Origin of the sequence: Pseudomonas sp. Leaf15 (assembly GCF_001421425.1) — a bacterium.
In the GTDB taxonomy this organism is placed as follows: domain Bacteria; phylum Pseudomonadota; class Gammaproteobacteria; order Pseudomonadales; family Pseudomonadaceae; genus Aquipseudomonas; species Aquipseudomonas salomonii.
Window position 1 is genome coordinate 14,568 of sequence record NZ_LMKI01000004.1, and the last position, 24,651, is coordinate 39,218.

Below are 24,651 nucleotides of genomic sequence, written 5' to 3' on the forward strand. Positions count from 1 at the left end.
TGATGGAATTGCCATGACCCAGTCCCGACACCCCGAAAGACTCAGAGCCTTTATAGGCGCCCTGGCGGAACTGATCGACGGCAACCCACGCGAAGGCGACCTGTTGCACCGTGGCGGCAAGCTGTTGGCGCAACTGGTCAGCCATGACGACTGGCTGCCCGACGAGTACGCCCAACCCGACCCCGAGCGCTACCAGCAGTTTTTGCTGCATGCCGATTCGCGCCAGCGTTTCAGCATCGTCAGCTTTGTCTGGGGGCCGGGCCAGCGCACGCCGATTCACGACCATCGGGTGTGGGGCCTGATCGGCATGTTGCGCGGTGCGGAGTTTTCCCAAGGGTTTGAACGCGCGCCCGATGGCAGCCTGGTGGCCGCAGGCACACCGGTTCAACTGCTGCCCGGCCAGGTTGAGGCGGTGTCGCCCAAAGTCGGTGATATCCATCAAGTCAGCAATGCCCACAGCGACCAGGTGTCGATCAGCATTCACGTGTACGGCGCCAATATCGGTGCCGTGCGCCGTGCGGTGTATCAGCCCGACGGCAGCGAGAAACTGTTTATTTCCGGTTATTCCAACGCCTACCTCCCGAACATCTGGGATTTGTCCAAAGAAAAGAGCCCTGCCCTATGACCACCGTATCGAACCGCAGCTTCGCCCAGATCCGCCAGGCCCTGTTGGACCGTGAAGAAGTCGCCTTGGTCGACGTGCGCGAAGAAGCGCCCTTTGCCGAGTCGCACCCGCTGTTCGCTGCGAATATCCCGCTGTCCAAGCTGGAGCTGGAGGTGTATGCGCGCATTCCCCGTCGCGATACCCAAGTGACGGTCTACGACAATGGCGAAGGGTTGGCCGAACGTGCCGCCGCGCGCCTGGTTGCGTTGGGCTACACCCAGGTCAGCCTGCTCGAAGGCGGCCTCGACGGTTGGCGCCGCGCCGGTGGCGAGCTGTTTATCGACGTCAACGTACCGAGCAAAGCCTTCGGCGAGTTGGTGGAGAGCGAGCGCCACACGCCGTCTTTGGCCGCCGAAGAAGTGCAAGCCCTGCTCGACAGCCAGGCCGATGTGGTGGTGCTCGACGCGCGCCGCTTCGACGAATACCAGACCATGAGCATTCCCACCGGCATCAGCGTGCCGGGTGCCGAACTGGTGCTGCGCGCCCGTGAACTGGCACCGGACCCGGCCACCCGCATCATCGTCAACTGCGCCGGGCGCACCCGCAGCATTATCGGCACCCAGTCGCTGATCAACTCAGGCATCGCCAACCCGGTGTCGGCACTGCGCAACGGCACTATCGGCTGGACCCTGGCCGGGCAGAAACTCGCCCATGGCCAAGCGCGCCGCTTTGCGCCGACCTCGGAAGAACACCGTCAAATCGCCGCCGCAGACGCACGCCGCGTCGCCGACAAAGCACGCGTCGGCCGCGCCACACTTAACGACCTGCAACGCTGGCAGCAGGAGCCGACCCGCACCACCTACCTGTTCGATGTGCGCACGCCGGAGGAATTCGAAGCCGGCCATTTGCCGGGCGCGCGCTCAACACCCGGCGGCCAGCTGGTGCAGGAAACCGACCACGTGGCCAGCGTGCGCGGCGCGCGCCTGGTGCTGGCCGATGACGACGGCGTGCGGGCCAATATGTCCGCCTCATGGCTCGCGCAACTGGGCTGGGAGGTGTACGTGCTGGACGACCTGCAGCCAGCGAACTTCAGCGAACAAGGCGCCTGGGTAGCGCCGGTGCCGGCGCCCTTGCAGGCCGAACTGATCAGCCCCCACACCCTCGCCGAGTGGCTGCCCCATGGCGACACGGCGGTGCTGGATTTCACCCCCAGCGTCAACTACGTCAAACGCCATATCCCCGGTGCCTTCTGGGCCTTGCGTGCGCAATTGCCCCAGGCCCTGGCCAAGGTGCCGCCCGCCGAACGTTATGTGCTGACCTGCGGCACCAGCCAACTGGCGCGCCTGGCGGTCGCCGACGTCGAAGCCATCACCGGCAAGCCGGTGTTCCTGCTGCAAGGGGGCACGCTTAACTGGATCGCCGAAAAACTGCCGCTGGAAGAAGGCGAAACCCATCTCGCGTCACCGCGTATCGACCGCTATCGCCGCCCGTACGAAGGCACCGACAGCCCGAAGGAAGCCATGCAGGCGTATCTGGACTGGGAATTCGGCCTGGTCGACCAGCTGGCACGCGATGGCACCCACGGTTTCTACGTGATCTGAACCACCTTCACGCCTGCCCCACACCGGGGCAGGCCGCACCGACCCCTTGCCAGGCGGAGGTAACCCACACTTTTTCACTTCGCCTGGGATGTATCCATCATGGTCTTTAGCACGCCCTTCAAACACCTGCTCCTGAGCAGCGCCCTGGCCCTCGGCCTGATCAGCACTGCACACGCCGCCGACTTGCAACCGCTGCGGGTGGCCAACCAGAAATCCACGATCAAGGCGCTGCTGGAAGCCTCTGGCGAAACCAAAAACGTGCCCTACACAATCCAGTGGTCGGAGTTCCCTTCCGCCTCGCCGCTGGGCGAAGCCCTGAACGCAGGTGCCGTCGATATCGGCGCCCTCGGCGATGCGCCGTATGTGTTCGCCTTGGGCGCCGGGGCCGCGCTCAAGGTGGTCAGCATCATCCACGCCGAAGGGCGCAACACCACCGCCCTGGTGGTGCCCAAGGACTCGCCGATCAAGACCGCCGCCGACCTCAAGGGCAAGAAAATCGTCACCGGACGCGGCTCCATCGGGCACTACCTGGCGATCCGGGCCTTGGCCAGCGCGGGCCTGACGAGCAAGGATGTGCAATTCATTTTTCTGTTGCCCGCTGAATCCCGGCTGGTACTCGATAACGGCACCGTCGATGCCTGGGCGACATGGGACCCCTACACCACGGTGGTCACCTCACAAAGCCACGCCCGGGTCCTGGTCAGCGGCAAGCAGTTGTTGAGCAACCACCTGTATTTCGCCGCCACCAGCCAGGCCATCGCCAACAAACGCCCGCAACTGGATGACTTCGTGGCCCGCGTCGACCGTGCCTACGCCTGGGCCAACACACACCCGGATGAATACGCCGCTGCCCAAGCCAAAATTACCGGCCTGCCCTTGGCGGTGCACCTGGAGGTGGCCAAAGACACGCAACTGAACCCTGTGGTGATTGACGACAGCGTGATCAAGGGCCTGCAAGCCACCGCCGACACCTATCAGCAAGAAGGCCTGCTGCCCAAGCGCATCGACGTGTCCCAGGGTTTCGACACCAGCTTTAACGCCGAACGTTTTCCCACTTCCCAAGCATCGCGCTAAGCAAGGAGCCGCATATGAGCACGCCACGTCATCTGAAACTGGGCGCTATGGTCCACGGTGTCGGTCACGGCTGGGGCGAATGGCGCCATCCGCAAGCGCAACCGAATGCCAGTACGAACTTTGGCTTCTATAAACAACAAACTGAACTGGCCGAAGCGGCCAAGTTCGACTTCGTGTTTATCGCCGACAGCCTGCACATTCACGCCAAATCCAGCCCGCATTACCTCAACCGTTTCGAGCCGCTGACCCTTCTCTCGGCCCTTGCCGCGTTGACCACCCACATCGGCCTGGTCGCCACCGTGACCGTCAGCTACACCGAGCCCTACCAGGTGGCGCGCCAGTTCGCCTCGTTGGACCATATCAGCGGCGGCCGCGCCGGCTGGAACGTGGTCACTTCCTGGCTGAGCGGCACCGCCGACAACTTCGGCAAAGCCGAGCACCCGCCCCACGCCGTACGCTACCGCATCGCCAAGGAACACTTGAACGTGGTCAAGGGCCTGTGGGATTCCTGGGAAGACGACGCCTTTGCCTACAACAAGCAGAGCGGCAAATTTTTCACCCCCGACAAGCTGCACGCGCTGAACCACAAGGGCGAATTTTTCTCGGTCAAAGGCCCGCTGAACATCGCCCGCTCGCGCCAGGGCCAGCCGGTGATTTTCCAGGCGGGCACCTCTGAAGATGGGCGCAACTTCGCCGCCGAGCATTCCGATGCGATTTTTGTGCATGTGGAGACGCTCGAAGAAGGCAAGGCTTACTCGGCTGACTTGAAACGCCGCGCCAAAGGGTTTGGCCGTGATGCGGCGAGCCTGTCGATTTTGCCGGGCATTCGCCCGATTGTCGGGCGCGATGCCGCCGAGGTGGAACGCCGTTATCAGCAGGCCGTGGACCTGGTCACCGTCGAAGATGCGATTGTGGCGCTGGGCCGCCCGTTCAACGACCACGACTTCAGCCAATACCCACTGGACGCCCCCTTCCCGGAGCTTGGTGACCTGGGCAGCAACAGCCAGAAAGGCGGTTCCGACCGTATCAAGCAACTGGCTCGGGACGAAGGCCTGACCCTGCGCGAAGTGGCCTTGCGCTTTTCGCGGCCCAAGCGCGATTTTGTCGGTACTCCGGAGCAGGTCGCCGATGCGATTCAAACCTGGTTCGAATCCGGCGCCAGCGATGGTTTCATCATCAACTCGGTACTGCCGGATGGCTTGCAGTACTTCACCGAACTGGTGGTGCCGGTGTTGCAACAACGCGGGCTGTTTCGCAGCGAATACAGCGGCCAGACCTTGCGCGATAACCTGGGGCTGGAGGTGCCGAGCAATCGGTACAGCGTGATTGAAACACCCCTGAAAGCACGGGCTTAAACGCTATCCCCTGTGGGAGCGGGCTTGCTCGCGAATGCGGTGGGTCAGTCAATTCACCTGTAACTGTCCCACCGCATTCGCGAGCAAGCCCGCTCCCACATTTTTGACCGAGTACAGACTTATGACTCAACCGTCTTTACGCTCAGTGGAAGTCGCGCAATTCGACGCCCTGCTCGAACACCTCAGCGCCGAGCTGGCCGGCACCGCGCACCTGTATGACGAAAGCGGCGCCTTCCCCCACGCCAACTTCAAGCGGCTGCATGAACATGGCCTGGTCGCCCTCACCGTGCCCAAGGCCCTGGGCGGTGGCGGCGCCAGCCTGGCGCAGGCGCGCAAGGCCATCAGCGCAATTGCCAGGGGCGAGCCGTCTACCGCGCTGATTCTGGTGATGCAGTACCTGCAGCACACACGCCTGCAAGACAGCAAGACCTGGCCCCGGCACCTGCGCGTGCAGGTCGCCGAAGACGCCGTGCGCAACGGAGCGTTGATCAACGCGCTGCGCGTCGAACCCGACCTCGGCACCCCGGCCCGTGGCGGGCTGCCGGCGACCACGGCGGTGCGCACCGCCGACGGCTGGCGCATCAGCGGCCGCAAGATTTACTCCACCGGCAGCCACGGCCTGAGCTGGTTCAGCGTGTGGGCGCGCAGTGATGATGTCGACCCGCTGGTGGGCGCCTGGCTGGTGCCGAAAAACAGCCCTGGTGTGAGCATCATCGACACCTGGGACCACCTGGGCATGCGCGCCACCTGCAGCCACGAAGTGGTGCTCGATAACGTCCTGGTGCCGCTGGACCATGCCGTCAGCGTGAGCCCCTGGAGCGCACCGCAACCGGAGCTGGATGGCGACGGGTTCCTGTGGATGTCGGTGCTGCTGTCGTCGGTGTATGACGCCGTGGCCCAGGCTGCGCGGGACTGGCTGGTGAATTGGCTGGAGCAGCGCAAGCCGTCCAACCTCGGCGCCGCGCTGTCGAGTCTGCCGCGTTTTCAGGAAACCGTCGGCCATATCGACACCCTGCTGTTCGCCAACCGCAGCCTGCTCGATGCCGCCGCCCAGGGCCACACGCCAGCCGCCAATGCGGCGCAGCTTAAATACCTGGTGACCGGCAATGCGATCCGCGCCGTGGAGCTTGCCATCGAAGCCTCGGGCAACCCTGGCCTGTCGCGCCATAGCCCGCTGCAACGGCATTACCGCGACGTGCTGTGCAGCCGCGTGCATACACCGCAGAACGACGCAGTGCTGCAAGGTGTGGGTAAAGCGGTGTTCGCTCAACGTGCGCAACAGTGAATAAGGAACGCTCATGAGTCAGGTGATTATCGCCAGCCAGCTGGACGAAGACTACAACGAGGTACTGCGCGAACGCCTTGCCTCGATCCACCCCCAGGCCCAGGTCATCGGCGTGCCGGCCGGCGTGCCCAGCGACCTGCCGCCCCAGGCCAATATCCTGCTGCTGCGCCCGATCAACGTGCGCGGCTACACCGCGCCCGACACCCCGCCGCCGGGCTGGCCGTATGGCGCGCAATGGGTGCACCTGGTGTCGTCGGGCATCGACTTCTACCCGCAGTGGCTGTTCAACGGCCCGCCGGTGACCACCTCACGGGGCAGTGCGGCCGATAACCTTGCCGAGTTCGCCCTGGCGGCGATCTTTGCGGCGGCCAAGCATTTGCCGGATATATGGGTCAAAGATGCCCAGTGGACATTCACCGCCATGCGCCCGCTCAAGGGCACTACATTGGGGATTCTGGGCTTTGGTGCAATCGGCAAAAGCCTGGCGCAAAAAGCCCTGGCACTGGGGATCAACGTGGTTGCGCTGCGCCAGAGCCAGGCGCCCTTTGAGGTGGACCATGTTGAGGCCGCCAAGGACATCCACGACCTGTTCGCCCGCGCCGACCACCTGGTGCTGGCGGCGCCGCTCACCGAGGCCACGCGGCATATTGTCGACCGTGATGTGCTCGGCAGCGCCAAGCCGGGATTGCACCTGATCAACATTGCACGCGGTGGCTTGCTGGATCAGGAGGCCCTGCTGGAAGCCCTGGATAACGGTCAGATCGGTCTGGCCTCGCTGGATGTGACCGAACCCGAGCCACTGCCGCCGGGGCACCCGTTGTACAGCCATGCGCGGGTGCGGTTGTCGCCGCATACCTCGGCGATTTCGACCAACAGCCAGCAGGAGATTGCCGATACGTTCCTGGCGAATCTGGAGCGGTATGTGCAGGGTTCAACGTTGGCCAATCTTGTCACCCCTTGAATATGTGTGGGAGCCAGCTCCCACACAAGCCAGTCTTCACAATAGATGCGTGTGGGTCAGCAACCGCCGGCCAGGCGCTCGCGCAAAAACTCCACCAGCGCCTGCACTGGCCGCGAACTTTGCCGGTGCTGCGGGTACACCGCCGACAAGGTCAGGGCTTCGGGGGCGAAGTCGTCCAGCAGGGTGACCAAGCGCCCGTCTTTCAACGCCTCGGCAACAATAAAAGTCGGCAGGTAGGTCACGCCCAACCCGGAGATTGCGGTGTCGCGCAGCAACTCGCCATTGTTCACGCGCATGCGACCACTGACATTGAGCGCCTGCAACTTGCCTTTGAAGCGCCATTGCACTTGGCGGCCATGGCCGTAGGGCAGGCAGTCGTGGTCGGCCAGGTCTTCGGGCTTGAGCGGCGTACCCCGCGCGGCAAGGTAATCAGGGCTGGCGCAATACACTCGCTGCACACTGGCGATGCGTCGAGCGATCAGGGTCGAGTCTTCCAGCGTGCCAATGCGCAAGACCAGGTCGTAGCCCTCGCCGATCAGGTCCACCGGGCGATCACTCAAGTCGACTTCCACCGACACCTGCGGGTGGCGTTGCAGGAACTGCGGCAACAAGCAGCCCAAATGGGCCATGGCAAACGACAACGGCGCGCTGAGCCGAATCGTGCCACGCGGCTCGCTGTTCTGGCCGGCGATGCCCTGCTCTACTTGCTCGACTTCGCTGAGCAGGCGCAAGGCCGATTCGTAGTAGCTCTGGCCCAGCGGTGTGACGTCCAACCGCCGTGTGGAGCGATTGAGCAGGCGCACGCCCAATCGGTCTTCCAGTTGGATCAGGCGGCGGCTGACGAATTGTTTGGACAAGCCCAATTGCTCGGCCGCGGCGGTGAAGCTGCCGGATTCCATGACCTGGCAGAACAGGCGCATGTCTTCAAAGGGGTTCATTGTCGCTTCTCGGTGGACATTTGGCTGGTTTATAGCCTGTCAGCCGCTACGACACAATCAAATGCAGGAGGGGCTTGCCCCCTCCTACGGGGTTAATCTACCCCTTCAAGCGCCGCTTACTTGGCCGTAAACGCCGAGTAGCTGTTCATCAGGTTACGGTAGTTGGGAATGCGCGGCGACAGCAGGTTAGCGAGGCCTTCCATATCGTTGCGCCAGTCGACTTGCAGCTCACAGGCGACAGAGAACCAGTTCACCAGTTGCGCGCCGGCGGCCGTCATACGTGCCCAAGCGGCTTGTTGCACGGTTTCGTTGAAGGTACCCGAGGCGTCGGTCACCACGAACACCTCAAAGCCTTCAGCAAGGGCGCACAGGGTCGGGAACGCGACGCACACATCCGTTACCACGCCGGCAATGATGATCTGCTTGCGGCCGGTGGCCTTTACAGCCTTGACGAAATCTTCATTGTCCCACGCGTTGATCTGGCCAGGGCGGGCGATGTAAGGCGCATCCGGGAAGAGTGCCTTGAGTTCCGGAACCAACGGGCCGTTAGGGCCACTTTCAAAACTGGTGGTGAGGATGGTCGGCAGGTTGAAGAACTTGGCCACGTCGGCCAGGGCCAACACGTTGTTCTTGAACTCGTTCGGAGAGAAGTCTTGCACCAGGGAAATCAGGCCGGTCTGGTGATCGACCAGCAGTACAACGGCGTCATCTTTGTTCAAGCGCTTGTAAGTCATGGGTGAACTCCTTTGGGTGTTTTTAAAATCAGAAGGCAAAGCACGAGCAACCAAACGCACCCCAGAAACCCTGGAAATCGCTGACCGGCACGCTGGAAAGCCGCGCTTTTTCATGGCCGTGGGCATGCACGCCGCACGGTCCGCTGCAGTGGTGAACTTGAGCTTGCACCGGTGAACCTGGGCGCCAGTGCCCCGGCACCTTGACCACCGGCGACCAGTCCGGCAGCACCGGCACTTGGGGCGGGGCGAAATCTTCGAAGTCGCCGGCGCCGTACACCACCTTGCCGCCGACCACGGTCAGGACCGATTCAATCCATTTGATGGCTTCTTCATCCACGCTGAAGAAGTCCGCCGAGAGGGCCGCCACATCCGCCAACTGGCCGACCTTGATCTGGCCCTTCTTGCCCTGCTCCGAGGAGAACCAGGCGCTGCCGTGGGTGAACAATTCCAGCGCAGTGAGGCGCGGCAGGCCTTCGGCGTGCAGTTCCAGGCCGCCGACGGTGCGGCCGCTGACCATCCAGTACAGCGAAGTCCAGGGGTTGTAGCTCGAGACCCGTGTGGCGTCGGTGCCCGCCCCTACCGGCACGCCTTCGGCGAGCATGCGCTTGATCGGCGGCGTGGCTTCGGCGGCCTTGGCGCCGTAGCGCTCGACAAAATATTCGCCCTGGAACGCCATGCGGTCCTGGATCGCGATACCCCCGCCCAGGGCCCGGACGCGCTCGATGTTTTTCGGCGTAATGGTTTCGGCGTGGTCGAAGAACCACGGCAGACCATTGAACGGAATGTCGCGGTTGACCTTCTCGAACACATCGAGCATGCGCGAGATGGATTCGTCGTACGTGGCGTGCAGCCGGAACGGCCAGCGCTGCTCAACCAAATGGCGCACCACCGGTTCCAGTTCCTGCTCCATGGTCAACGGCAGGTCGGGGCGTGGCTCAAGGAAATCTTCGAAATCCGCCGCCGAAAACACCAGCATCTCGCCTGCGCCGTTGTGGCGCAGGTAATCGTCGCCCTGGTGCAGGGTGACGCTGCCGGTCCAGTGCTTGAAATCGCTGAGCTCTTCCTTGGGCTTTTGCGTGAACAGGTTGTAGGCGATGCGCACCGTCAACTGCTGGTCCTTGGCCAGTTGTTCGATCACCGCGTAGTCATCGGGGTAGTTCTGGAACCCCCCCCCGGCGTCGATGGCGCTGGTGAGGCCCAGGCGATTGAGTTCACGCATGAACTGGCGGGTCGAATTGACCTGGTATTCCAACGGCAGTTTCGGCCCCTTGGCCAGGGTTGCATACAAAATCATCGCGTTGGGACGCGCCACCAGCATGCCGGTGGGGTTGCCGTTGCTGTCGCGCACAATCTCGCCGCCCGGCGGGTTCGGCGTGTCCTTGGTGTAACCGGCCACGCGCAGGGCGGCGCGGTTGAGCAAGGCACGGTCATACAGGTGCAGCACGAACACCGGCGTATCCGGCGCGGCCTGGTTCAACTCTTCCAGGGTCGGCATGCGTTTTTCGGCGAACTGGAATTCGTTCCAGCCCCCCACCACGCGCACCCATTGCGGCGTGGGCGTGCGATCGGCTTGATCCTTGAGCATGCGCAACGCATCGGCCAGTGACGGCACGCCTTCCCAGCGCAGTTCAAGGTTGTAGTTCAGCCCGCCACGAATCAGGTGCAAGTGCGAGTCGTTAAGGCCGGGGATCACGGTGCGGCCCTTGAGGTCAATGACCTGGGTGCCGCTGCCGCGCAGGGCCATGGCCTCGCCGTCGGTGCCGACCGCGACAAAGCGGCCCTGGTGGATTGCGACCGCAGTGGCCCGTGGGTTTTCACGGTCCACGGTGTGGAACTGGCCATTGAACAGAATCAGATCGGCGTTCATAGGGTTTCCTTTACAGAGGCTTCAAGCCAGGGAGCGAACAGGCGGGTGGCGGCCGGCATCAGCAGGTACACCACCAGCAACACGATGGTCAGCGTCACCAGAAAAGTGGACACCACATAGTTGGACAGGAACGGGTGCAAGCGCAGGATCGGGCCCCAGATAAACGGCAACAGCAGGGTTTGCGGCAGGATCACGCACAGGCTGACCACGGCCTGCTTCCAGCGCGGCGGTTTGGCGGCGCTGTCGGCCAGGGGCGCGAACCAGAACTCGTTGGCGGCACCGATTTCGGTTTTGTCGCCGTCGGCCAGCATCGGCGCCGCTTCAGCGATCAGCGCCTGGCGTTCGGGGGAGTCGAGCCAGCGTTGCAGCGCGTCGGTGGAGCGATAGCGCAAGACGCAGGTAAACAGCGCCTGCCCGCCCTGCTTGCCGCGCACCACATCCACACCGAGGTGGCCGGGGCGCTCACCGGCGATGCGCACGATGCGCCGCAGCCAGGCCTCGTAATCGGCTTCACGGCCGGCCTTGATCAGGTGTTTGACGACCAGGGTGACGACTTCGTCGGGGCTGGTTTCAGGTGTCGGGTCCATATGGTGTGTTTCCCCCCTGGAGAGTTGAGCGATGGGGGGAGTCTGGCGGGGAACCGGGGGCGGGAATTGGATGTTTGTGCTGTCTCGCCTGGCGCGCTCACGCCATCCGCGCCATATGCTCACCGATGCGCGAGCGCAACCAGCGCTCCGCCGGGTCGTTGTCATGCACGCCGCTCCAGACCATCGACAATTCCGAGGCTTCAATCGCGAACGGCGGGTCCTCGGCGCGCAGCACGGTGCCTTCGGTCAAGGCACAGGCGGCGTAGTCGGGCACTGTCGCGATGATTTGCGTGCCCGCCAAAAGTGCGCGCAAGCCGCTGAATTGCGGCACCGCCAGCACCACCCTGCGCGCCCGGCCGATGCGGGCCAGGTCAAGGTCGATATTGCCGCTCAAGTCCCCCGAAAACGACACCATCGCGTGGGGCCGCGTGCAGTAGTCATCCAGTGTCAACGGCGCCGCGCCGTCGTCGCCGCGCAGTACCTTGCAGGGAATATCCCGCAGCTTCTTGCGCTTGGCATTCGCCGGCAGCTCGGTGGTGTAGCTGACGCCCACGGAAATCTCGCCACTGGCCAGCAACGAAGACATCAACAGGTAATTGGCGCGGCGCACCACCACGATGATCCCCGGTGCCTCTTCGCGCAGCTGGCTGAGCAACGGCGGGAACAGACCGAACTCGGCATCGTCGGACAGGCCGATACGAAACACTGCGCAACTGGTGGAAGGGTCGAAATCCTTGGCGCGGCTGACCGCGCCTGAAATGGTGTCCATCGCCGGTTGCAGCTCCTTGAGTATGGCCACCGCCCGTGGCGTGGGCTCCATGCCGCGCCCGTTGCGCAACAGCAATGGGTCGTCGAACAAGTCGCGCAGGCGCCCGAGCGCGGCACTCACGGCCGGCTGGCCCATGAAGAGCTTTTCGGCGACCCGGGTCAGGTTCTTCTCGAACATCAGCGCCTCGAAAATCACCAACAGGTTCATGTCGACGCGGCGCAGATCGTTGCGGTTCATGGCGGTATCCAAACGGTTATCAGGCCGTCAGGTAAGCATGTCGTACGGATCGACGATTGCATGCCTGTGCTGTCTTTTCCGGGCGCGCACCTGGCGAAATTAACAACGATTAACTCGCCAGCCAGACGGCCCGGCGCCAAAAATACAGCGGTCTACACTGCATCCATTCACCGGGAACGCTCCCATCGACTACGGATAATTGTCATGGCCCGACTTGATGACTGTGCCCCCCGCTTTGGCGTCACCGGTGGTTTATGCCCCCGGCGCGAGCGAATTGCCAAGCAACTGATCCTCGCCAACCTCGGCGAAAGCCTGGCGATTGCCGAGCTGGCGCAGGCCTGTGCGCTGTCGCGCAGCCATTTTTCCCGTGCATTCAAGTGCACCACGGGGCTGTCGCCCCAGGAATGGATTCGCCAACAGCGCATTCAGCGGGCCAAGGAACTGATCACCGGGTCGTCCTTGAGCCTGACCCAGATCAGCCTGGAGTGCGGTTTTTGCGACCAGGCGCACTTCTGCCATATGTTCACGCGCAGCGAGGGCGTGAACCCGATGACCTGGCGAAATCACCACATTCGTCAAAAATCACCGGGGGTTGCAGCCTAGTGGTCTGCACCTGCCTGGAATATGCTGGCCGGACTTTTTTCAGAACAGGGGGCCAGCATGAGTGACCTCAGCGACCAGGCCGTGCATTTCGGTCCCTACCGGGTCCACCCGCGCCAGCGCCTGGTGCTGGAGGCTGGCCGCCCTTTGCGGCTGGGCCGGCCCGCGATGGAAATCTTGCTGATCTTGCTGGAGCACGCCGGCAATGTAGTGAGCAAGCAGGAACTGATCACGCGGGTATGGCCCAAAACGGTGGTCGAAGACGGCAACCTGCGTGTGCATGTGGCCGCATTGCGCAAGGCTCTGGGCGATGGTCAGGCCGGGCAGCGCTATATCGTCACCGTCGCCCAGCGCGGTTACAGCTTTGTCGCTCCCCTGAGCATCGAACCGATGACCACTGCCATCGACGGTATTCCCCACAACCAGGGCCATAACCTGCCGCTGCGCCGTACGCGGATGATCGGCCGCCAGGTATTGATCGACACGCTGGTGCAGCAACTGCCGCAGCAACGCTTCATCACCCTGACCGGGGCGGGCGGCATCGGCAAGACCACCGTGGCGCTGCGTGTGGCGGAATTATTGATCGGTCATTACCGCGACGGCATTCGCCTGCTGGATCTGGCGTCGCTCAGCACGCCGTCGATGATCCTGCCCAACCTGGCCGCCCTGCTCGACCTCGCCCCCAGCGAACATGAGCCACTGCTGAGCCTGGCCCGCAACCTGCACGCACGACAGTTGCTGCTGGTGATCGACAATTGCGAACACCTGCTGGACGACATCGCCCTGATCAGCGAAACCCTGCTGCGCCATGTGCCCGAGCTGCACATTCTGGCCACCAGCCGCGAAGCCCTGCGCGCCGAGGGAGAGTACGTGCAGCGCCTGGAGCCGCTGGCCTGCCCACCCGCCACCGGCAACCGCGCCCAGGCCCTCGGCTACCCGGCGTTGCAACTGCTGATCGAGCGCGCCATGTCGCACCAGGACAGTTTTGAGCTCAGCGAGGCGGAACTGCCCCTGGCGATCGATATCTGCAAGCGCCTGGACGGCATTCCCCTGGCAATCGAATTGGTCGCCACGCAGATCGAGCGTTTCGGCTTGCCGGGCTTGCTGGTGCAAATGGAGGACAACCTGCGCCTGCTTAACCGCGGCCGGTGCAGCGACCTGCCCCGTCAGCAAACCTTGCGCGCCACGCTGGATTGGAGTTTTGACCTGCTCACCGCCTGCGAACAGATTTGCCTGCGCCGCCTCGCGGTGTTTCGCGGCGGGTTCAGCCTGGCGAGCGCGGCGGCGGTCATCGCCGGGGAGCAGATCGCACCGGCCGAAGTGCTGGGCGCGATCAGCCAGCTGGTGGCCAAGTCGCTGCTCAACGTCGAGGCCGGCGATGATGAAATGGTCTATCGTCTGCTGGATATCACCCGTAGCTATGCCCTGGAAAAGCTCGCCCTCGCGGCTGAACTCGACAGCACACGCGAGCGCCATGGGGCGCGCTGCCTGGCGCTGATGGAGCAGGCGCGGGAAGACTGGGAATTCACTGCCACCGAGCTGTGGATCAACCGTTATGCGCCGTTGCGCGAGGACATCCGCGCCGCCCTCGACTGGGGCTTGGGCGAACACGGCGCGCACCTGCTGGGCATTCGCCTGACGGTCAGCGCCATGCCCCTGTGGCAAGAGCTGTCGCTGCTGCGCGAACATGGGCTGTACGTAGACCAGGCCCTGGCGCTGATGCTGCAATCGGACGCGCCCTGCACGCAGCTGACCATGCAACTGCAACTGGCCCTGGGCAGCCTGTCCTATCACGCCCTGGGGGCCGCGCCGCAGACCATCGCTGCCTTCGTGGCGGCCCGGCGCCTGGCTGAGGCGCTCCAGGACAATGGCGGCCAGTTGCGCGCCATCTCCGGGCACATGGCGGTCAACCTGTGTGCCGGCCACTACCGTGAGGCGCTGCAGCAGAGCATACAGTTCGACCGCCTCGACCCGCGCACCGATCCGTTGCTGGACTTGAGTGCCCAACGCTTACGGGTACTGGCCCAGCATTTCGCGGGCGACCAGGTCCTGGCCCTGCACAATGCCGAACAAGTGCTGCAGCGCATGGCCCACAGCGGCCATCTCAACCGTTTCACCCATGGCTTTGGCGTGCAATACGACCAGAGTGTGGCGTCGCTGACGGTACTGGCGCGCATCCTGTGGCTGCGCGGGTTTCCCGAGCGGGCCGCGCGAACGGCCAACCAGGCGCTGGCGTTGGCGTTGCAGATCAACCACGGCACCTCGATCTGCTACACCCTGGCCCTGGCCGGCGTACCGATTGCCCACTACAACGGTGACAGCGACGCGGCGCACACGCTGCTGGCGCTGTTGCTGGAACACGCACAGAAACATTCGGCGCAGTTGTTCCATACCTGGGCGCGGCACTACGAGGGCACCGCGCCCCTTGAGGCATTGCAAGGCCTGGGCCTGGTTCAGGACATACGGGTGACCTTCAATGCCACGCAGGTAGATGACAGGGTATTTGAGCGCGCCAGAAACGGCGCGGCCGGTTGGTGCACGGCCGAGATTCTCCGGGTGCAAGCCGAGGCCCTGCCCGATCTGCGCACGCGCGAATCGCTGCTGCTGGAAGCATTGGGCATGGCGCACGAACAAGGCGCACTGGCCTGGGCGCTGCGCTGCGCGACCTCGCTGGCCCGCCTGTGGCAAAGCCAGGGCCGTGTGCGGGAGGCACGTGAGCTGTTGAGTTCGGTCTATGGGCAATTTACCGAAGGCTTTGCCACCCAGGATCTAGTCCGCGTGCGCAGCCTGCTCGACCAGTTGCAGGAGAAACGGCCGGCCTGAAAATGGCCCCAGGTAATGCCCATAGCCCTGCTGCAAACGCGCCACCTGCAACGGGTCACGCAGTTGCGCCAGGGCGTAGCTGCGCACACTGTTGAGCAGTCGATAGCGCCGCGGGCCGGGGCCGGGCTCGACCGCCAGGGCGGACGTCGCAGTCAGACGTGCCAGCAGGTAAGCCAGGTCGGCGTGCGCAAGTTCAGTACCGGCCACCAGTTCGGTCAAGGCCGGCAACGTCACCGCGTTTTTGAACAGCGCCAATTGCAGGAACAGCCAACGCTGCGGCAGGCTCAGGCGTTGATACGTCCAATCCAGCGCTGCCGTCAGCGATTGATGGCGCTCGACCGCCGTGCGTCGGCCACGCCTCAACACGTGCACGCCCTTGTGTAACTGCTTTTGCAACCCGCGTACTCCCAGGGCTTCAACCTGGGCCGCCGACAGTTCAAGAGCCAGCGGGATGCCGTCCAGGCGCCGGCAGATATCGCGCAACGGCGCCAGGTCCTGAGACCGCACGACAAACCCCTGCTGACCGGCACGCGCCCGTGCCACGAACAATTGCAGGGCGGGATACCTCATGGCCTGCTCGACACTGCGCCAGTCAGTCGGCGTCGGCAACGCCAGCCGAGGCACGTGTTGCACCCATTCGCCGGGCACCTGCAAGGCTTCGCGGCTGGTCAGCAGCACGCTCACCTGTGGCGCTCTGGCTTGCAGCGTATGCACCAGGTGGCGGCAGGCACCCAGCAACACATCGGCACCGTCGAGCACCAGCAACAGTTGCCGGGCGGCCAGTTGCTCGCACAGCGCATGGATGCTGTCACAGGGTTGCAGGTGCAGGGTTTCGGTCAGAGAGTCGAGCAAACGGGCCGGCGCCTGCACAGTTGCCAGGTCCAGCCACCACACGCCATCGCGGTAACGCGGCAACACCCGTTCTGCCAGGGCCAGCGCCACGCTGCTCTTGCCGATTCCGGCGCAGCCGGTGAGCATCATCAGCCGTTGGCCGCCCAGGCGTCGCACCAGGCTGCCCAGCAGTTCGTCGCGGCCGATCAACGGGCTGAGCCGTGCGGCCAGATTGTGCCGAGGCCGCGGTGCCGGTGACGGCGCCACGCAACAGTAGCCGCGTTGCGGTTCATTGAGGATATAGCGTTGTCCGTCCAGCGCACGACGCAGGGCGGCGATGTGCACGCGCAAATTATTGTCTTCCACCACGCTGTTCGGCCAGACCCGGCCGATCAAAGTGTCCTTGCTGACAAATTGCCCCGGCGCCTCCAACAGCACCGCGAGAATATCCAGCGCACGCCCACCCAATGGCACCGGCAGGCCGGACTTGCTGACCAGGCGTTGATCGCGATGAAAGGTATAGGGGCCAAAGCTCACCGTGTGTGCATGGTTCATCTGCTGACAGCGCTGGAACACCCGGCCTTGGGCGTCTGCGCCTCCTTTCTAGGGGCCTGGGGCTATCTTGCCAGCTATGCGTGACAGGACAATGCTGGCACAGGGAGCGACACGGACAATCAGGGCAGCCAGACGGACATTCCGGCGTCAACTGAACTGTTGTCGGTACTGCGTGGGGTTAAGGCCGAGTTTTTCACTGAACAGAAAGCGCATATGCCGCACGCTGCCGAAGCCTGCGCGGAAAGCCACGGTCTTGAGCGGCAGGTCAGTGCTTTCCAGCAGGTGCCGGGCACGGTCGATGCGCGCGCCTTGCACAAAGGCCATGGGCGTCATCCCCACTTCTTTAGCGAACAGCCGCGCAAAATGGCGCGCGCTCATGCCCGCCAGCGCGGCCATGGACACGATGCTCAATGGCTGGTCCAACTGCGCCAGCACCTGGTTCTGCACACGGGTGATCGGGGTTTCCAGCGGCGCGACGGCGGCGGTCATCGGGCTGAACTGCGCCTGACCGCCCTGGCGTTTCATCACCACCAGCAACACCTTGGCGACGTCGACCGCCACCTGTCGGCCGTGATCCTGGGCGATGATCGACAGCGCCAGGTCGATGCCGGCAGTGACCCCGCCGGAGGTAATCAAGCGGCCATCCTGCAAGTAAATGCGGTCGGTCTCGACGATGGCCTTGGGAAAGCCTTTGATCAAGCGGTCGGTGTAGTGCCAGTGCGTGGTGACGCGGTGGCCGTCGAGCAGCCCGGCGTGCCCCAGCACAAAGGCGCCGGTGCAGATCGAACCGAAGCGCCGTGCCCGTGGCGCTGCGGCCCCAAGCCAAGGCAGCAAAGCCGGATGGCATTCGTTATAAGCGCCGGGCCCGCCGGGCACCAATAGCAGGTCGTAGGCCTCGTCGGCCTGCTCCAGTGGCAGGTCGGCATGCACGTGCACGCCATTGGAGGCGCGCAGCGGGCCCGGCTCAGTGCCAATCGTCAGGATCCGATAATGCTCCGCTGCCGGCAGGTAGCGGTTGGCGATGGAAAACACCTCCAGCGGCCCGGCCATATCGAGCAGCAGGAAGTCTGAAAACAGCACCATGGCCACGGTTTTCATGAAGAGCAAGTCCATCGTAACGGGAGTCGGGACGGCATTATGGCACGCCCGAACTGTCAACCAAAATGAGACATTAATTCAATTTTCAGCTTATTAATGAATCCGTGGAAAACCATTAACCTTCTTCTCAACGCAAGCGCCCTGCATTTCGCAGCCAGCGCTCACTTGAGGACAAGACCATGCTGACCCTTCGCAAAGCCTCGGAACGCGGCGCCGCCAATCACGGTTGGTTGAAGTCGTTCCACACCTTCTCGTTCGCCAACTATTGGGATCCCAAGGAGCAGGGTTTTTCCGACCTGCTGGTGATCAACGATGACCGTGTCGCCGCCGGCAAAGGCTTCGGCCAGCACCCGCACCGCGACATGGAGATTTTCTCCTATGTGCTCGAAGGCGCCCTGGAACACAAGGACACCCTGGGCACCGGCTCGGTGATCCGCCCTGGCGACGTGCAACTGATGAGCGCCGGCAGCGGCGTGGCCCACAGCGAGTTCAACCACAGCCAGAGCCATGGCGTGCACTTCCTGCAGATCTGGATTGTGCCGAATGTGGTCGGCGCCGAACCGCGCTACCAGCAGGAGCACTTCAGCGCGGCGCAGAAACGTGGGCGCTTGCAGTTGATCATCTCGCCGGAAGGCAGCGATGGCTCGCTCAATGTTCGCCAGGATGCACGGGTGTATGCCGGGCTGTTCAACGGCGACGAAGCCACGACCCTGGACGTGCCGGCGGACCGCCATATGTACGTGCATGTGGCCCGTGGCAGCGTCGAACTCAATGGCCAACGCTTGCAGGAAGGCGACGGCGCACGGCTGCGCAATGAACGGCAGATCCGCCTGAGCCAGGGCGAAGACGCCGAGGTGCTGGTGTTTGACCTGCGCCCTCAGGAACTGCCGCAGATGCCTTGAGCGCCTGCACGATGGCCCGCCAAAACGGGCCATCGCTGGCGTCGATAGTCACCATCAGCGCAATGAAGTTCTCTTAAAAAATCCAACGCGTACCATCAAACCCATACCCGGCAACACCCAACTACAACTCTCGGAGCACACCACCATGAAACGCCAACTCTTGCTTAGCCTCGCTTTCTCGGTACTGGCTGCCAACGCTTTTGCCCACCCGGTTGTCGCTGAAGGCGGCGCGGATCGCCTGCAAGGCAGCCACGTAGCCGAAAATGGTTCTGACCGTCTGCAGGAACGCCGTATAGCCGAAGGTGGCGCTGATCGTCTGCAAGAACGCGGCCTGGCTGAAGGTGGTGCTGATCGCTTGCAGGAACGCGGTCTGGCTGAAGGCGGTGCTGATCGTCTGCAGGAACGCGGTCTGGCTGAAGGCGGTGCTGATCGTTTGCAGGAACGCGGCTTGGCTGAAGGCGGTTCGGACCGTCTGCAGAGCAACCACGTATAACCCTCGCGGTTGGCGAGGCACCCCAAACCGGCCTGATCAGCCGGTTTTTTTTCGCCTGCGATCTGGCCATGTACCCAACCCAACGTCTGGTTAACGGGCCGTTGTGGCGAGCAGGCTTGCCCTGCGTTGGGGCGCGCAGCGGCCCTGAAACCTGAACACGCGGTTTAACTGAAAAATCGGATTAGCCGCACTGGGGCCGCTTCGCAGCCCAACGCAGGGCAAGCCTGCTCGCCACAACAAGCCCACTCACCCCAACAAACCTACTCACACAATCAAGCCTGCTCACCCCACCAATCAGCGCAAGTCGCGGTCCACCCACAACACCGCCTTGCCGATCTGCTGGCGTGCCTCGATGCGGGCGTGCACCTGTTGCACCGTCTCCAGGCCGTAATGGCCTTCGATCTCGACGCTCAACGCCCCTTCCAGCATCGCCGCGAACACCGCATTGGCACGCCGCTGCACGGTCGCCCCGTCGGCCATATGTTCGGCCAGGCGTGGTCGGGTCAACAACAGCGAGCCCGCCTCGCCCAATTCAATCGGATCAAGGTCGCTCAGCGAGCCCGACACGTTGCCATAATTGACGATCAATCCCCGCGTGCGGCAAGCGCGGAAACTCTCGCGCAAGGTGGTTTTGCCGAGTGAATCAAACACCACATCCACTCCGCGCCCATCGGTGGCTTGCAGCACCTGATCGGCAAAGCCGTCATAGGTCCAGGCCTGATGGGCGCCACGTTGCCGGGCAATCGCACATTTTTCGGCGCTGCTGCCGGTGGTGAACACCGTCGCGCCCAGCTGCCGTGCCATCTGCACCAGCAACTGGCCGATGCTGCCGGACGCCGCGTGAATCAGGCAGCTGCTGCCGGCCTGCAAGCGTGCCACGTCCTCAACCAGGTAGTGCGCGGTGCAACCCTGAAACATCGCCGCTGCGGCCTGATCGAAGCGGATGGCCGTGGGGATCTGCGCAACTTTATCGGCGGGCACGTTGGCATATTCGGCATAGGCGCCCCAGGCAATGCACCAGGCCACCCGGTCGCCCACGGCCAAATGCTTCACGCCGGCGCCGACCTCAACCACCACGCCGGCGCCTTCCATGCCCAAGGTGCAGGGCAAGCGCACCGGGTAAGTCATTGACGCGGCGTATTTGCCCTGGCGGGTATGAATATCCATGAAATTGATCCCGGCGCAGGCCACCTTGACCAGCACATGCCCCGCCGTGACTTGGGGCTTGGCCACATCATGGCGCAGTAGGGCGACGTCGGGGCCGCCGTAGGCTTGCAGGGTGATGGCTTTCATCAGGGAACAACTCCGTTTTGCACTGGGAAGCGGCCATGGTAAAAGGGTTTACTCGGTTGGAATATTCCCCAATCTTTCCCAGCCTCTGTGCGGAAATAACCCGATGTTCGATTGGCAGGACCTCTACTACTTCACCGTGCTGGCGCGCACCCAGTCACTGTCGGCCGCCGCCCGTGAGTTGCAGGTGGAGCACGCCACCGTCGGGCGCCGGGTCGATGCGCTGGAAAAAGCCCTGGGCGTAAAACTGGTGGACCGCCTGCCCCGCAGCCGCCCGCTCACGGCACAAGGCCTGGCCTTGGCGCACGTGGCGGCGGGCATGGGCGATATGGCCACGCAGGTGATGCGCCTGTCGCGCGTGGCCTCCATCGAACTGGCCGGCACAGTGCGCGTCAGCTGCCCGCCTTCCATCGCCAATCACTGCATTGCCCCTCAGCTTGCGCGGTTGCGCGCCCACTACCCGCAGCTGAATCTGGTGCTGATGCCGTCCACTCAACTGGCTGCGCTGGACAGGGGCGAAGCCGACATCGCCTTGCGCACCGTGCGCCCCGACGAAGCGGCCCTGGTGCGGCGCAAGGTCGGGGTGGTGCGCTTCGGCTTGTACGCCGCACCTGCGATCGAGCACTTGCCGGCGGCGCAATGGACCTTCATCGCCTACGACCCCAGCCGCGATCACCTGCCCCAGCAAGCGTGGCTGCACCAACTGCGCGGCCCGCGCCCCGTGGTGTTTGCCGCCAGCGAGTTGATCACCCAGCAAATGGCCGCCCGTGCGCAGGTCGGCGCAGTGGTACTGCCCACCTTGGTGGGCGATACCGACCCGCTGTTGATGCGGCTGCCCACGCCCAGCGACGGCCCGGCGCGTGATATCTGGCTGACGGTCTACCCGGATATGCGCCGTTCACCGTCGGTGAAGGTGGTGATGGAGTTTCTGGTGGAATGCATTGAAGCGCAGGCGCAGCTACGCCGCTGATTCAGGCCGTGGCGAGGAATTTCTTGCGATACGCCGCCGGCAGCATCCCCACGCGCTGCTGGAACAGGCGGCGAAACGAATTACTGTCTTCATACCCCACCGCGTAGGTGATGCTTTCGAGGGTCATGCGCGTGGACTCCAGCATTTGCTTGGCCCGCTCCAGGCGCAGGGTTTGCACATAGCCCACGGGCGTATAGCCGGTTGCTTCCTTGAAACGCCGCTTGAAATTGCGCACACCAAAACCAAAGCGCCGCGCCACGTCGTCAATCACCAACGCCTGGGCAAAGTGCTGCTCCAGCCAATGCTGCACCCGCAGGATCTCGCCGTCGCCGTGGTTCTTGGGCAACGACCACAGGGCGTACACCGACTGCTCGGTGCGCACGCCGTCGATCAGCAGGTATTTGCCACAGGTATGCGCAAGCTCTGGTGAACCGAAGCGGCGGATCAGGTGCAGCATCAGGTCCATCGCCGCGCTGGCGCCACCGCTGGTGATCACGCGGTTTTCTTCACACAGGATCTGCCCGTCCTCCAGGGTCACGTCGGGGTAACGGCGCCGGAACAGCTCGGCAAACGCCCAGTGGGTGGTAGCGCGCAAGCCTTGCAACAGGCCGCTTTCGGCCAGCAAAAAAGCTGCGGTGCACATCGATGCCAGCACCGCGCCCTGGGCATATTGCTCGCGCAACCACGGGCCGTAGGCAGGAAAGGTGGGCAAGGCCTGCTTGAGGGTAAACAGGAAACCGGGGATCAGGACCAGGTCGGTGCGGCGCACCTGCGCCGCCGCGCACGCCACCTGCATGCACTGCCCGCTCCAAGTGGTGACGGGCCGGCCGTCCAGGGAGACCACCACAACCTCAAAGGGCGGGCTGTCGGCAAACAGATTGGCAGCGCTGAGCATTTCCAGGACCAGGGTGGCGTTGGCGGCAGAACAATCATCAGCCAGGAGCAAGGTAATGTGCATAAAAAACCTGTTTGCGCTTTTCGCATGTAATAAGTCATTTGCGCACCTACCTTAGCCGATTCCGGCTCCGTACAGTGCGGCTTCTGATCAACTGCCTGGCACGTGTATGAATCTCTGGTTTCGATTGCTGTTTATGTTGTTCCGTCGTCCCTGGCGCAAGCCCGTGCAGGCTTTGGACACCACGGTGGTGCGCATGCGCGTGTGGCCGCTGGATCTGGATATCAACCGGCATGTCACCAATGGCCGGTATTTCACCCTGGCAGACGTTGCGCGGATGGATTTCGTGCTGCGTACCGGCGCTTTCCGTGTGGCCCTGCGCAACAAGGCGCTGCCCGTCGTGGGCGACACCTGGGGCAAGTTCCGCCGCGAGCTGAAGCTCTTTGAAGTGTTCGAGGTGCACACCCGCATGCTCGGCTGGGACCACAAATGGAGCCTGATGGAGCACCGTTTTGTCAGCCGGGGCCGAGTGGTGGGCGTGGTGGTGATGCGCGGCCTGTTCCGCTCCGCCAAAGGCACCTTGCCTCCTGCCGACTTTGTGCGCGAACTCGGCTTGGCCGAAGCATCACCGCCCATGCCGCAATGGCTGAGCGACTGGGCAAACAGTTGTGATGACATGAGCGTGCAGTTGCGGGCGGAGGAGCAGGTTTAAGCGCACCTAGGCCTTGGATGCGAGTTTCTTCAGGTTGGCTTCGGCGTCATCCCTGGCCAGATAAAGGAAGCTTTTGCCTTCCTGGACCTTGAACAGCACCTTCATGCCGACCAACTTCTCCAGGTCCTTACGCGCGGTATTTTCCGAAACGTCATAGTCATGGGTGATCTCCTTGGGCGTGAAGGTACGCCCTGGGTGTTGCAGCACCTTTTTCAGGAAATGCCCCTGCCGATAATTGAGTGCATCTTTCAATTCAAGCGTATCCAGCCAGCCCATCAGCGCGGTGGCTTCTTTCCTTTTGGCCTCGAAATACGTCATGAACGCTTGCATAGCACGCTCAATGACGCGCAATTGGTAAATCACGAAATAGGTCAGGTCGAAGGCGTCGGTTTCCGTGTAGACATAGGAACGCCCATATTGCATTGGCGCCTCTTTAAGCAGCGTACTGATAGAAATATATTCAAACGGCCAGTAACCACTTTTGAGCATGAACCAATAAAACAACGCGCGTGCGGTGCGCCCGTTCCCGTCCCTGAATGGATGCTCATAGCCCAGCATGAAATGCAGGATGATGGCTTTCACCACCGGGTGGATAAAGTGCCTGCCCTCCTGCCCATCATGCCGCTCATTGGCAAACCGGCAGAGCGCTTCAAGCCTGGCTGGCAGCAAGGCGGCCTTGGGCGGCTGATGCACAATGTCATTGCCCGCACCACCGACAAACACATCGTCTTCGTCCCTGATGGCCCCCGGATGAACATGCGCCTCATCAATGCCCGCCGTGGCAATGCCATGAAACTCGCAGATCAACCCGAGCGACAGACTTTCGTCCTTGTTGTATTTGGCATGCTTCATCAGCTGATAGTTATTCAGGATCATCCGCTCATCATCATCCTGAGGCGGGCGCTCCTTGGCCAACATGTCCTTGGCGATTTTACGGGTCGTCGCGGCGCCTTCCAGTTGGGCGCTGGCGATGGCTTCCTCCATCATCAAGGCGTCAACCAGGTAGCGGGTGTTATCCCGGTATTGAGGAGACGACGCCGCCGCCCCGCCCAACCTTGACGTCACCGACTCCACGGCGTGAACGACCGCGTCACAGAAATCCGTGGTGCACACAAAAAAAGGGCTGCCACACTCGCTGCGCAGTTCAAGGGTCTTGCTTGCGCAGGCCCGCGACATTTTGATCGCGGCCCAGGCAGCGTCTTTATTGATGCCCGGCGCGGGATATCGACGAAATTCATCCCAGTGCAAGTATCGACCTTTGCCGTCGACCGCTTTGTAGACGCGCGCCAGCTCGAAAACCTCCAGGCCATATTGCTTTAACAAGTCGGCGAATTCGGTTGGCTTATGGATTCTCGCCATGGCTGAAACTCAATTTTCTAAAATTGAGTTGATCCTTGCGCGTTGGGGTTGGCGGTGTCAAGGACTATGCAGTCAGACTGTGGGGGTGCGGGACGCGGAGCGCCCCAAGCG

At 63.1% G+C, this 24,651-nt stretch carries 22 protein-coding genes; 12 read left to right on the plus strand and 10 right to left on the minus strand.

Features of this window, described 5'->3' with window-relative positions; translation table 11 throughout:
* Positions 1-13: 13 nt before the first annotated feature.
* The 6 genes from ASE80_RS04810 (at position 14) to ASE80_RS04835 (ending at position 6,880) form a co-directional block, all read left to right on the plus strand.
* A complete protein-coding gene (locus ASE80_RS04810; protein WP_056857887.1) occupies positions 14-625 on the plus strand; it encodes a cysteine dioxygenase in 612 nt (203 codons plus the stop codon).
* A complete protein-coding gene (locus ASE80_RS04815; protein ID WP_056857888.1) occupies positions 622-2,205 on the plus strand; it encodes a rhodanese-related sulfurtransferase in 1,584 nt (527 codons plus the stop codon). The genes ASE80_RS04810 and ASE80_RS04815 overlap by 4 nt, the downstream gene beginning before the upstream one ends.
* Before the next feature lie 99 nt (positions 2,206-2,304).
* Complete coding sequence (locus ASE80_RS04820) at positions 2,305-3,279, plus strand: ABC transporter substrate-binding protein (protein ID WP_056857889.1); 975 nt, start codon at positions 2,305-2,307, stop codon at positions 3,277-3,279.
* 14 nt (positions 3,280-3,293) lie between these two features.
* Positions 3,294-4,634, plus strand: coding sequence for an LLM class flavin-dependent oxidoreductase (locus tag ASE80_RS04825; protein ID WP_056857890.1), 1,341 nt, complete (start codon positions 3,294-3,296; stop codon positions 4,632-4,634).
* A gap of 121 nt (positions 4,635-4,755) precedes the next feature.
* Entirely contained in the window at positions 4,756-5,919 is a 1,164-nt protein-coding gene (locus ASE80_RS04830; protein WP_056857891.1) for an acyl-CoA dehydrogenase family protein, read from the plus strand.
* Between the two features lie 13 nt (positions 5,920-5,932).
* Positions 5,933-6,880 (plus strand): D-isomer specific 2-hydroxyacid dehydrogenase family protein, encoded by a 948-nt coding sequence (locus ASE80_RS04835; RefSeq protein WP_056857892.1) that lies wholly within the window; start codon positions 5,933-5,935, stop codon positions 6,878-6,880.
* A 56-nt stretch (positions 6,881-6,936) separates the two neighbouring features.
* On the opposite strand, the gene ASE80_RS04840 is transcribed toward ASE80_RS04835, so the two are convergent.
* From ASE80_RS04840 to ASE80_RS04860, 5 genes are all read right to left on the minus strand, one after another.
* Positions 6,937-7,818 (minus strand): LysR family transcriptional regulator, encoded by an 882-nt coding sequence (locus tag ASE80_RS04840; RefSeq protein WP_056857893.1) that lies wholly within the window; start codon positions 7,816-7,818, stop codon positions 6,937-6,939.
* 116 nt (positions 7,819-7,934) lie between these two features.
* Entirely contained in the window at positions 7,935-8,552 is a 618-nt protein-coding gene (gene ycaC, locus ASE80_RS04845; RefSeq protein WP_017137757.1) for an isochorismate family cysteine hydrolase YcaC, read from the minus strand.
* A gap of 28 nt (positions 8,553-8,580) precedes the next feature.
* The gene (locus tag ASE80_RS04850; protein ID WP_056857894.1) at positions 8,581-10,419 is read right to left on the minus strand and encodes an amidohydrolase; all 1,839 of its coding nucleotides are present in this window, start codon (positions 10,417-10,419) and stop codon (positions 8,581-8,583) included.
* Complete coding sequence (locus ASE80_RS04855) at positions 10,416-11,006, minus strand: antibiotic biosynthesis monooxygenase (protein ID WP_056857895.1); 591 nt, start codon at positions 11,004-11,006, stop codon at positions 10,416-10,418. The genes ASE80_RS04850 and ASE80_RS04855 overlap by 4 nt, the downstream gene beginning before the upstream one ends.
* Positions 11,007-11,103: 97 nt before the next feature.
* The gene (locus ASE80_RS04860; RefSeq protein ID WP_056857896.1) at positions 11,104-12,012 is read right to left on the minus strand and encodes a LysR substrate-binding domain-containing protein; all 909 of its coding nucleotides are present in this window, start codon (positions 12,010-12,012) and stop codon (positions 11,104-11,106) included.
* Between the two features lie 204 nt (positions 12,013-12,216).
* On the opposite strand from ASE80_RS04860, the gene ASE80_RS04865 reads away from it, so the two are divergent.
* Together ASE80_RS04865 and ASE80_RS04870 are read left to right on the plus strand one after the other, a co-directional pair.
* Positions 12,217-12,615, plus strand: coding sequence for a helix-turn-helix domain-containing protein (locus ASE80_RS04865; RefSeq protein ID WP_056857897.1), 399 nt, complete (start codon positions 12,217-12,219; stop codon positions 12,613-12,615).
* Between the two features lie 57 nt (positions 12,616-12,672).
* Positions 12,673-15,435, plus strand: a complete 2,763-nt coding sequence (locus tag ASE80_RS04870) for an ATP-binding protein (protein WP_056857898.1) — start codon at positions 12,673-12,675, stop codon at positions 15,433-15,435.
* Here the strand turns inward: ASE80_RS04870 and ASE80_RS04875 are convergent.
* Positions 15,382-16,821: a winged helix-turn-helix domain-containing protein gene (locus tag ASE80_RS04875; RefSeq protein WP_056858070.1), complete on the minus strand. Its 1,440-nt coding sequence runs from the start codon at positions 16,819-16,821 to the stop codon at positions 15,382-15,384. The genes ASE80_RS04870 and ASE80_RS04875 overlap by 54 nt on opposite strands.
* Before the next feature lie 147 nt (positions 16,822-16,968).
* Positions 16,969-17,919, minus strand: coding sequence for a GlxA family transcriptional regulator (locus tag ASE80_RS04880; protein WP_056857899.1), 951 nt, complete (start codon positions 17,917-17,919; stop codon positions 16,969-16,971).
* Positions 17,920-18,098: 179 nt separating this feature from the next.
* Here ASE80_RS04880 and ASE80_RS04885 point away from each other — a divergent pair, with 179 nt between their 5' ends.
* The gene (locus tag ASE80_RS04885; protein WP_056857900.1) at positions 18,099-18,821 is read left to right on the plus strand and encodes a pirin family protein; all 723 of its coding nucleotides are present in this window, start codon (positions 18,099-18,101) and stop codon (positions 18,819-18,821) included.
* A gap of 145 nt (positions 18,822-18,966) precedes the next feature.
* A complete protein-coding gene (locus ASE80_RS31710) occupies positions 18,967-19,314 on the plus strand; it encodes a hypothetical protein (RefSeq protein WP_082463557.1) in 348 nt (115 codons plus the stop codon).
* A 294-nt stretch (positions 19,315-19,608) separates the two neighbouring features.
* On the opposite strand, the gene ASE80_RS04895 is transcribed toward ASE80_RS31710, so the two are convergent.
* Positions 19,609-20,607 carry a quinone oxidoreductase family protein gene (locus tag ASE80_RS04895; protein ID WP_056857901.1) on the minus strand — a complete coding sequence of 333 codons (999 nt, stop codon included), beginning with the start codon at positions 20,605-20,607 and terminating at the stop codon, positions 19,609-19,611.
* A gap of 103 nt (positions 20,608-20,710) precedes the next feature.
* On the opposite strand from ASE80_RS04895, the gene ASE80_RS04900 reads away from it, so the two are divergent.
* On the plus strand, positions 20,711-21,574 hold the full coding sequence (locus tag ASE80_RS04900) for a LysR family transcriptional regulator (protein WP_056857902.1): 864 nt from the start codon (positions 20,711-20,713) through the stop codon (positions 21,572-21,574).
* Between the two features lies 1 nt (position 21,575).
* Here the strand turns inward: ASE80_RS04900 and ASE80_RS04905 are convergent, their stop codons facing one another.
* On the minus strand, positions 21,576-22,532 hold the full coding sequence (locus tag ASE80_RS04905; protein ID WP_056857903.1) for a GlxA family transcriptional regulator: 957 nt from the start codon (positions 22,530-22,532) through the stop codon (positions 21,576-21,578).
* 106 nt (positions 22,533-22,638) lie between these two features.
* Between ASE80_RS04905 and ASE80_RS04910 the strand changes: the two genes are divergently transcribed.
* Positions 22,639-23,181, plus strand: coding sequence for an acyl-CoA thioesterase (locus ASE80_RS04910; RefSeq protein ID WP_056857904.1), 543 nt, complete (start codon positions 22,639-22,641; stop codon positions 23,179-23,181).
* Positions 23,182-23,187: 6 nt separating this feature from the next.
* Here ASE80_RS04910 and ASE80_RS04915 read toward each other — a convergent pair whose 3' ends face one another.
* The gene (locus tag ASE80_RS04915; protein WP_056857905.1) at positions 23,188-24,540 is read right to left on the minus strand and encodes a Fic family protein; all 1,353 of its coding nucleotides are present in this window, start codon (positions 24,538-24,540) and stop codon (positions 23,188-23,190) included.
* Positions 24,541-24,651 lie beyond the last annotated feature (111 nt).

Bases quoted from the DNA above. Each gene is read 5' to 3' on its own strand.
- ASE80_RS04830 (WP_056857891.1), top strand. From the start codon at position 4,756: ATGACTCAACCGTCTTTACGCTCAGTGGAAGTCGCGCAATTCGACGCC.
- ASE80_RS04885 (WP_056857900.1), top strand. From the start codon at position 18,099: ATGCTGACCCTTCGCAAAGCCTCGGAACGCGGCGCCGCCAATCACGGT.
- ASE80_RS04865 (WP_056857897.1), top strand. From the start codon at position 12,217: ATGGCCCGACTTGATGACTGTGCCCCCCGCTTTGGCGTCACCGGTGGT.
- ASE80_RS04895 (WP_056857901.1), bottom strand. From the start codon at position 20,607: ATGAAAGCCATCACCCTGCAAGCCTACGGCGGCCCCGACGTCGCCCTA.
- ASE80_RS04810 (WP_056857887.1), top strand. From the start codon at position 14: ATGACCCAGTCCCGACACCCCGAAAGACTCAGAGCCTTTATAGGCGCC.
- ASE80_RS04820 (WP_056857889.1), top strand. From the start codon at position 2,305: ATGGTCTTTAGCACGCCCTTCAAACACCTGCTCCTGAGCAGCGCCCTG.
- ASE80_RS04905 (WP_056857903.1), bottom strand. From the start codon at position 22,532: ATGCACATTACCTTGCTCCTGGCTGATGATTGTTCTGCCGCCAACGCC.
- ycaC (WP_017137757.1), bottom strand. From the start codon at position 8,552: ATGACTTACAAGCGCTTGAACAAAGATGACGCCGTTGTACTGCTGGTC.
- ASE80_RS04870 (WP_056857898.1), top strand. From the start codon at position 12,673: ATGAGTGACCTCAGCGACCAGGCCGTGCATTTCGGTCCCTACCGGGTC.
- ASE80_RS04915 (WP_056857905.1), bottom strand. From the start codon at position 24,540: ATGGCGAGAATCCATAAGCCAACCGAATTCGCCGACTTGTTAAAGCAA.
- ASE80_RS04860 (WP_056857896.1), bottom strand. From the start codon at position 12,012: ATGAACCGCAACGATCTGCGCCGCGTCGACATGAACCTGTTGGTGATT.
- ASE80_RS04825 (WP_056857890.1), top strand. From the start codon at position 3,294: ATGAGCACGCCACGTCATCTGAAACTGGGCGCTATGGTCCACGGTGTC.
- ASE80_RS04910 (WP_056857904.1), top strand. From the start codon at position 22,639: ATGAATCTCTGGTTTCGATTGCTGTTTATGTTGTTCCGTCGTCCCTGG.
- ASE80_RS31710 (WP_082463557.1), top strand. From the start codon at position 18,967: ATGAAACGCCAACTCTTGCTTAGCCTCGCTTTCTCGGTACTGGCTGCC.
- ASE80_RS04850 (WP_056857894.1), bottom strand. From the start codon at position 10,419: ATGAACGCCGATCTGATTCTGTTCAATGGCCAGTTCCACACCGTGGAC.
- ASE80_RS04815 (WP_056857888.1), top strand. From the start codon at position 622: ATGACCACCGTATCGAACCGCAGCTTCGCCCAGATCCGCCAGGCCCTG.
- ASE80_RS04855 (WP_056857895.1), bottom strand. From the start codon at position 11,006: ATGGACCCGACACCTGAAACCAGCCCCGACGAAGTCGTCACCCTGGTC.
- ASE80_RS04900 (WP_056857902.1), top strand. From the start codon at position 20,711: ATGTTCGATTGGCAGGACCTCTACTACTTCACCGTGCTGGCGCGCACC.
- ASE80_RS04875 (WP_056858070.1), bottom strand. From the start codon at position 16,821: ATGAACCATGCACACACGGTGAGCTTTGGCCCCTATACCTTTCATCGC.
- ASE80_RS04835 (WP_056857892.1), top strand. From the start codon at position 5,933: ATGAGTCAGGTGATTATCGCCAGCCAGCTGGACGAAGACTACAACGAG.
- ASE80_RS04880 (WP_056857899.1), bottom strand. From the start codon at position 17,919: ATGAAAACCGTGGCCATGGTGCTGTTTTCAGACTTCCTGCTGCTCGAT.
- ASE80_RS04840 (WP_056857893.1), bottom strand. From the start codon at position 7,818: ATGAACCCCTTTGAAGACATGCGCCTGTTCTGCCAGGTCATGGAATCC.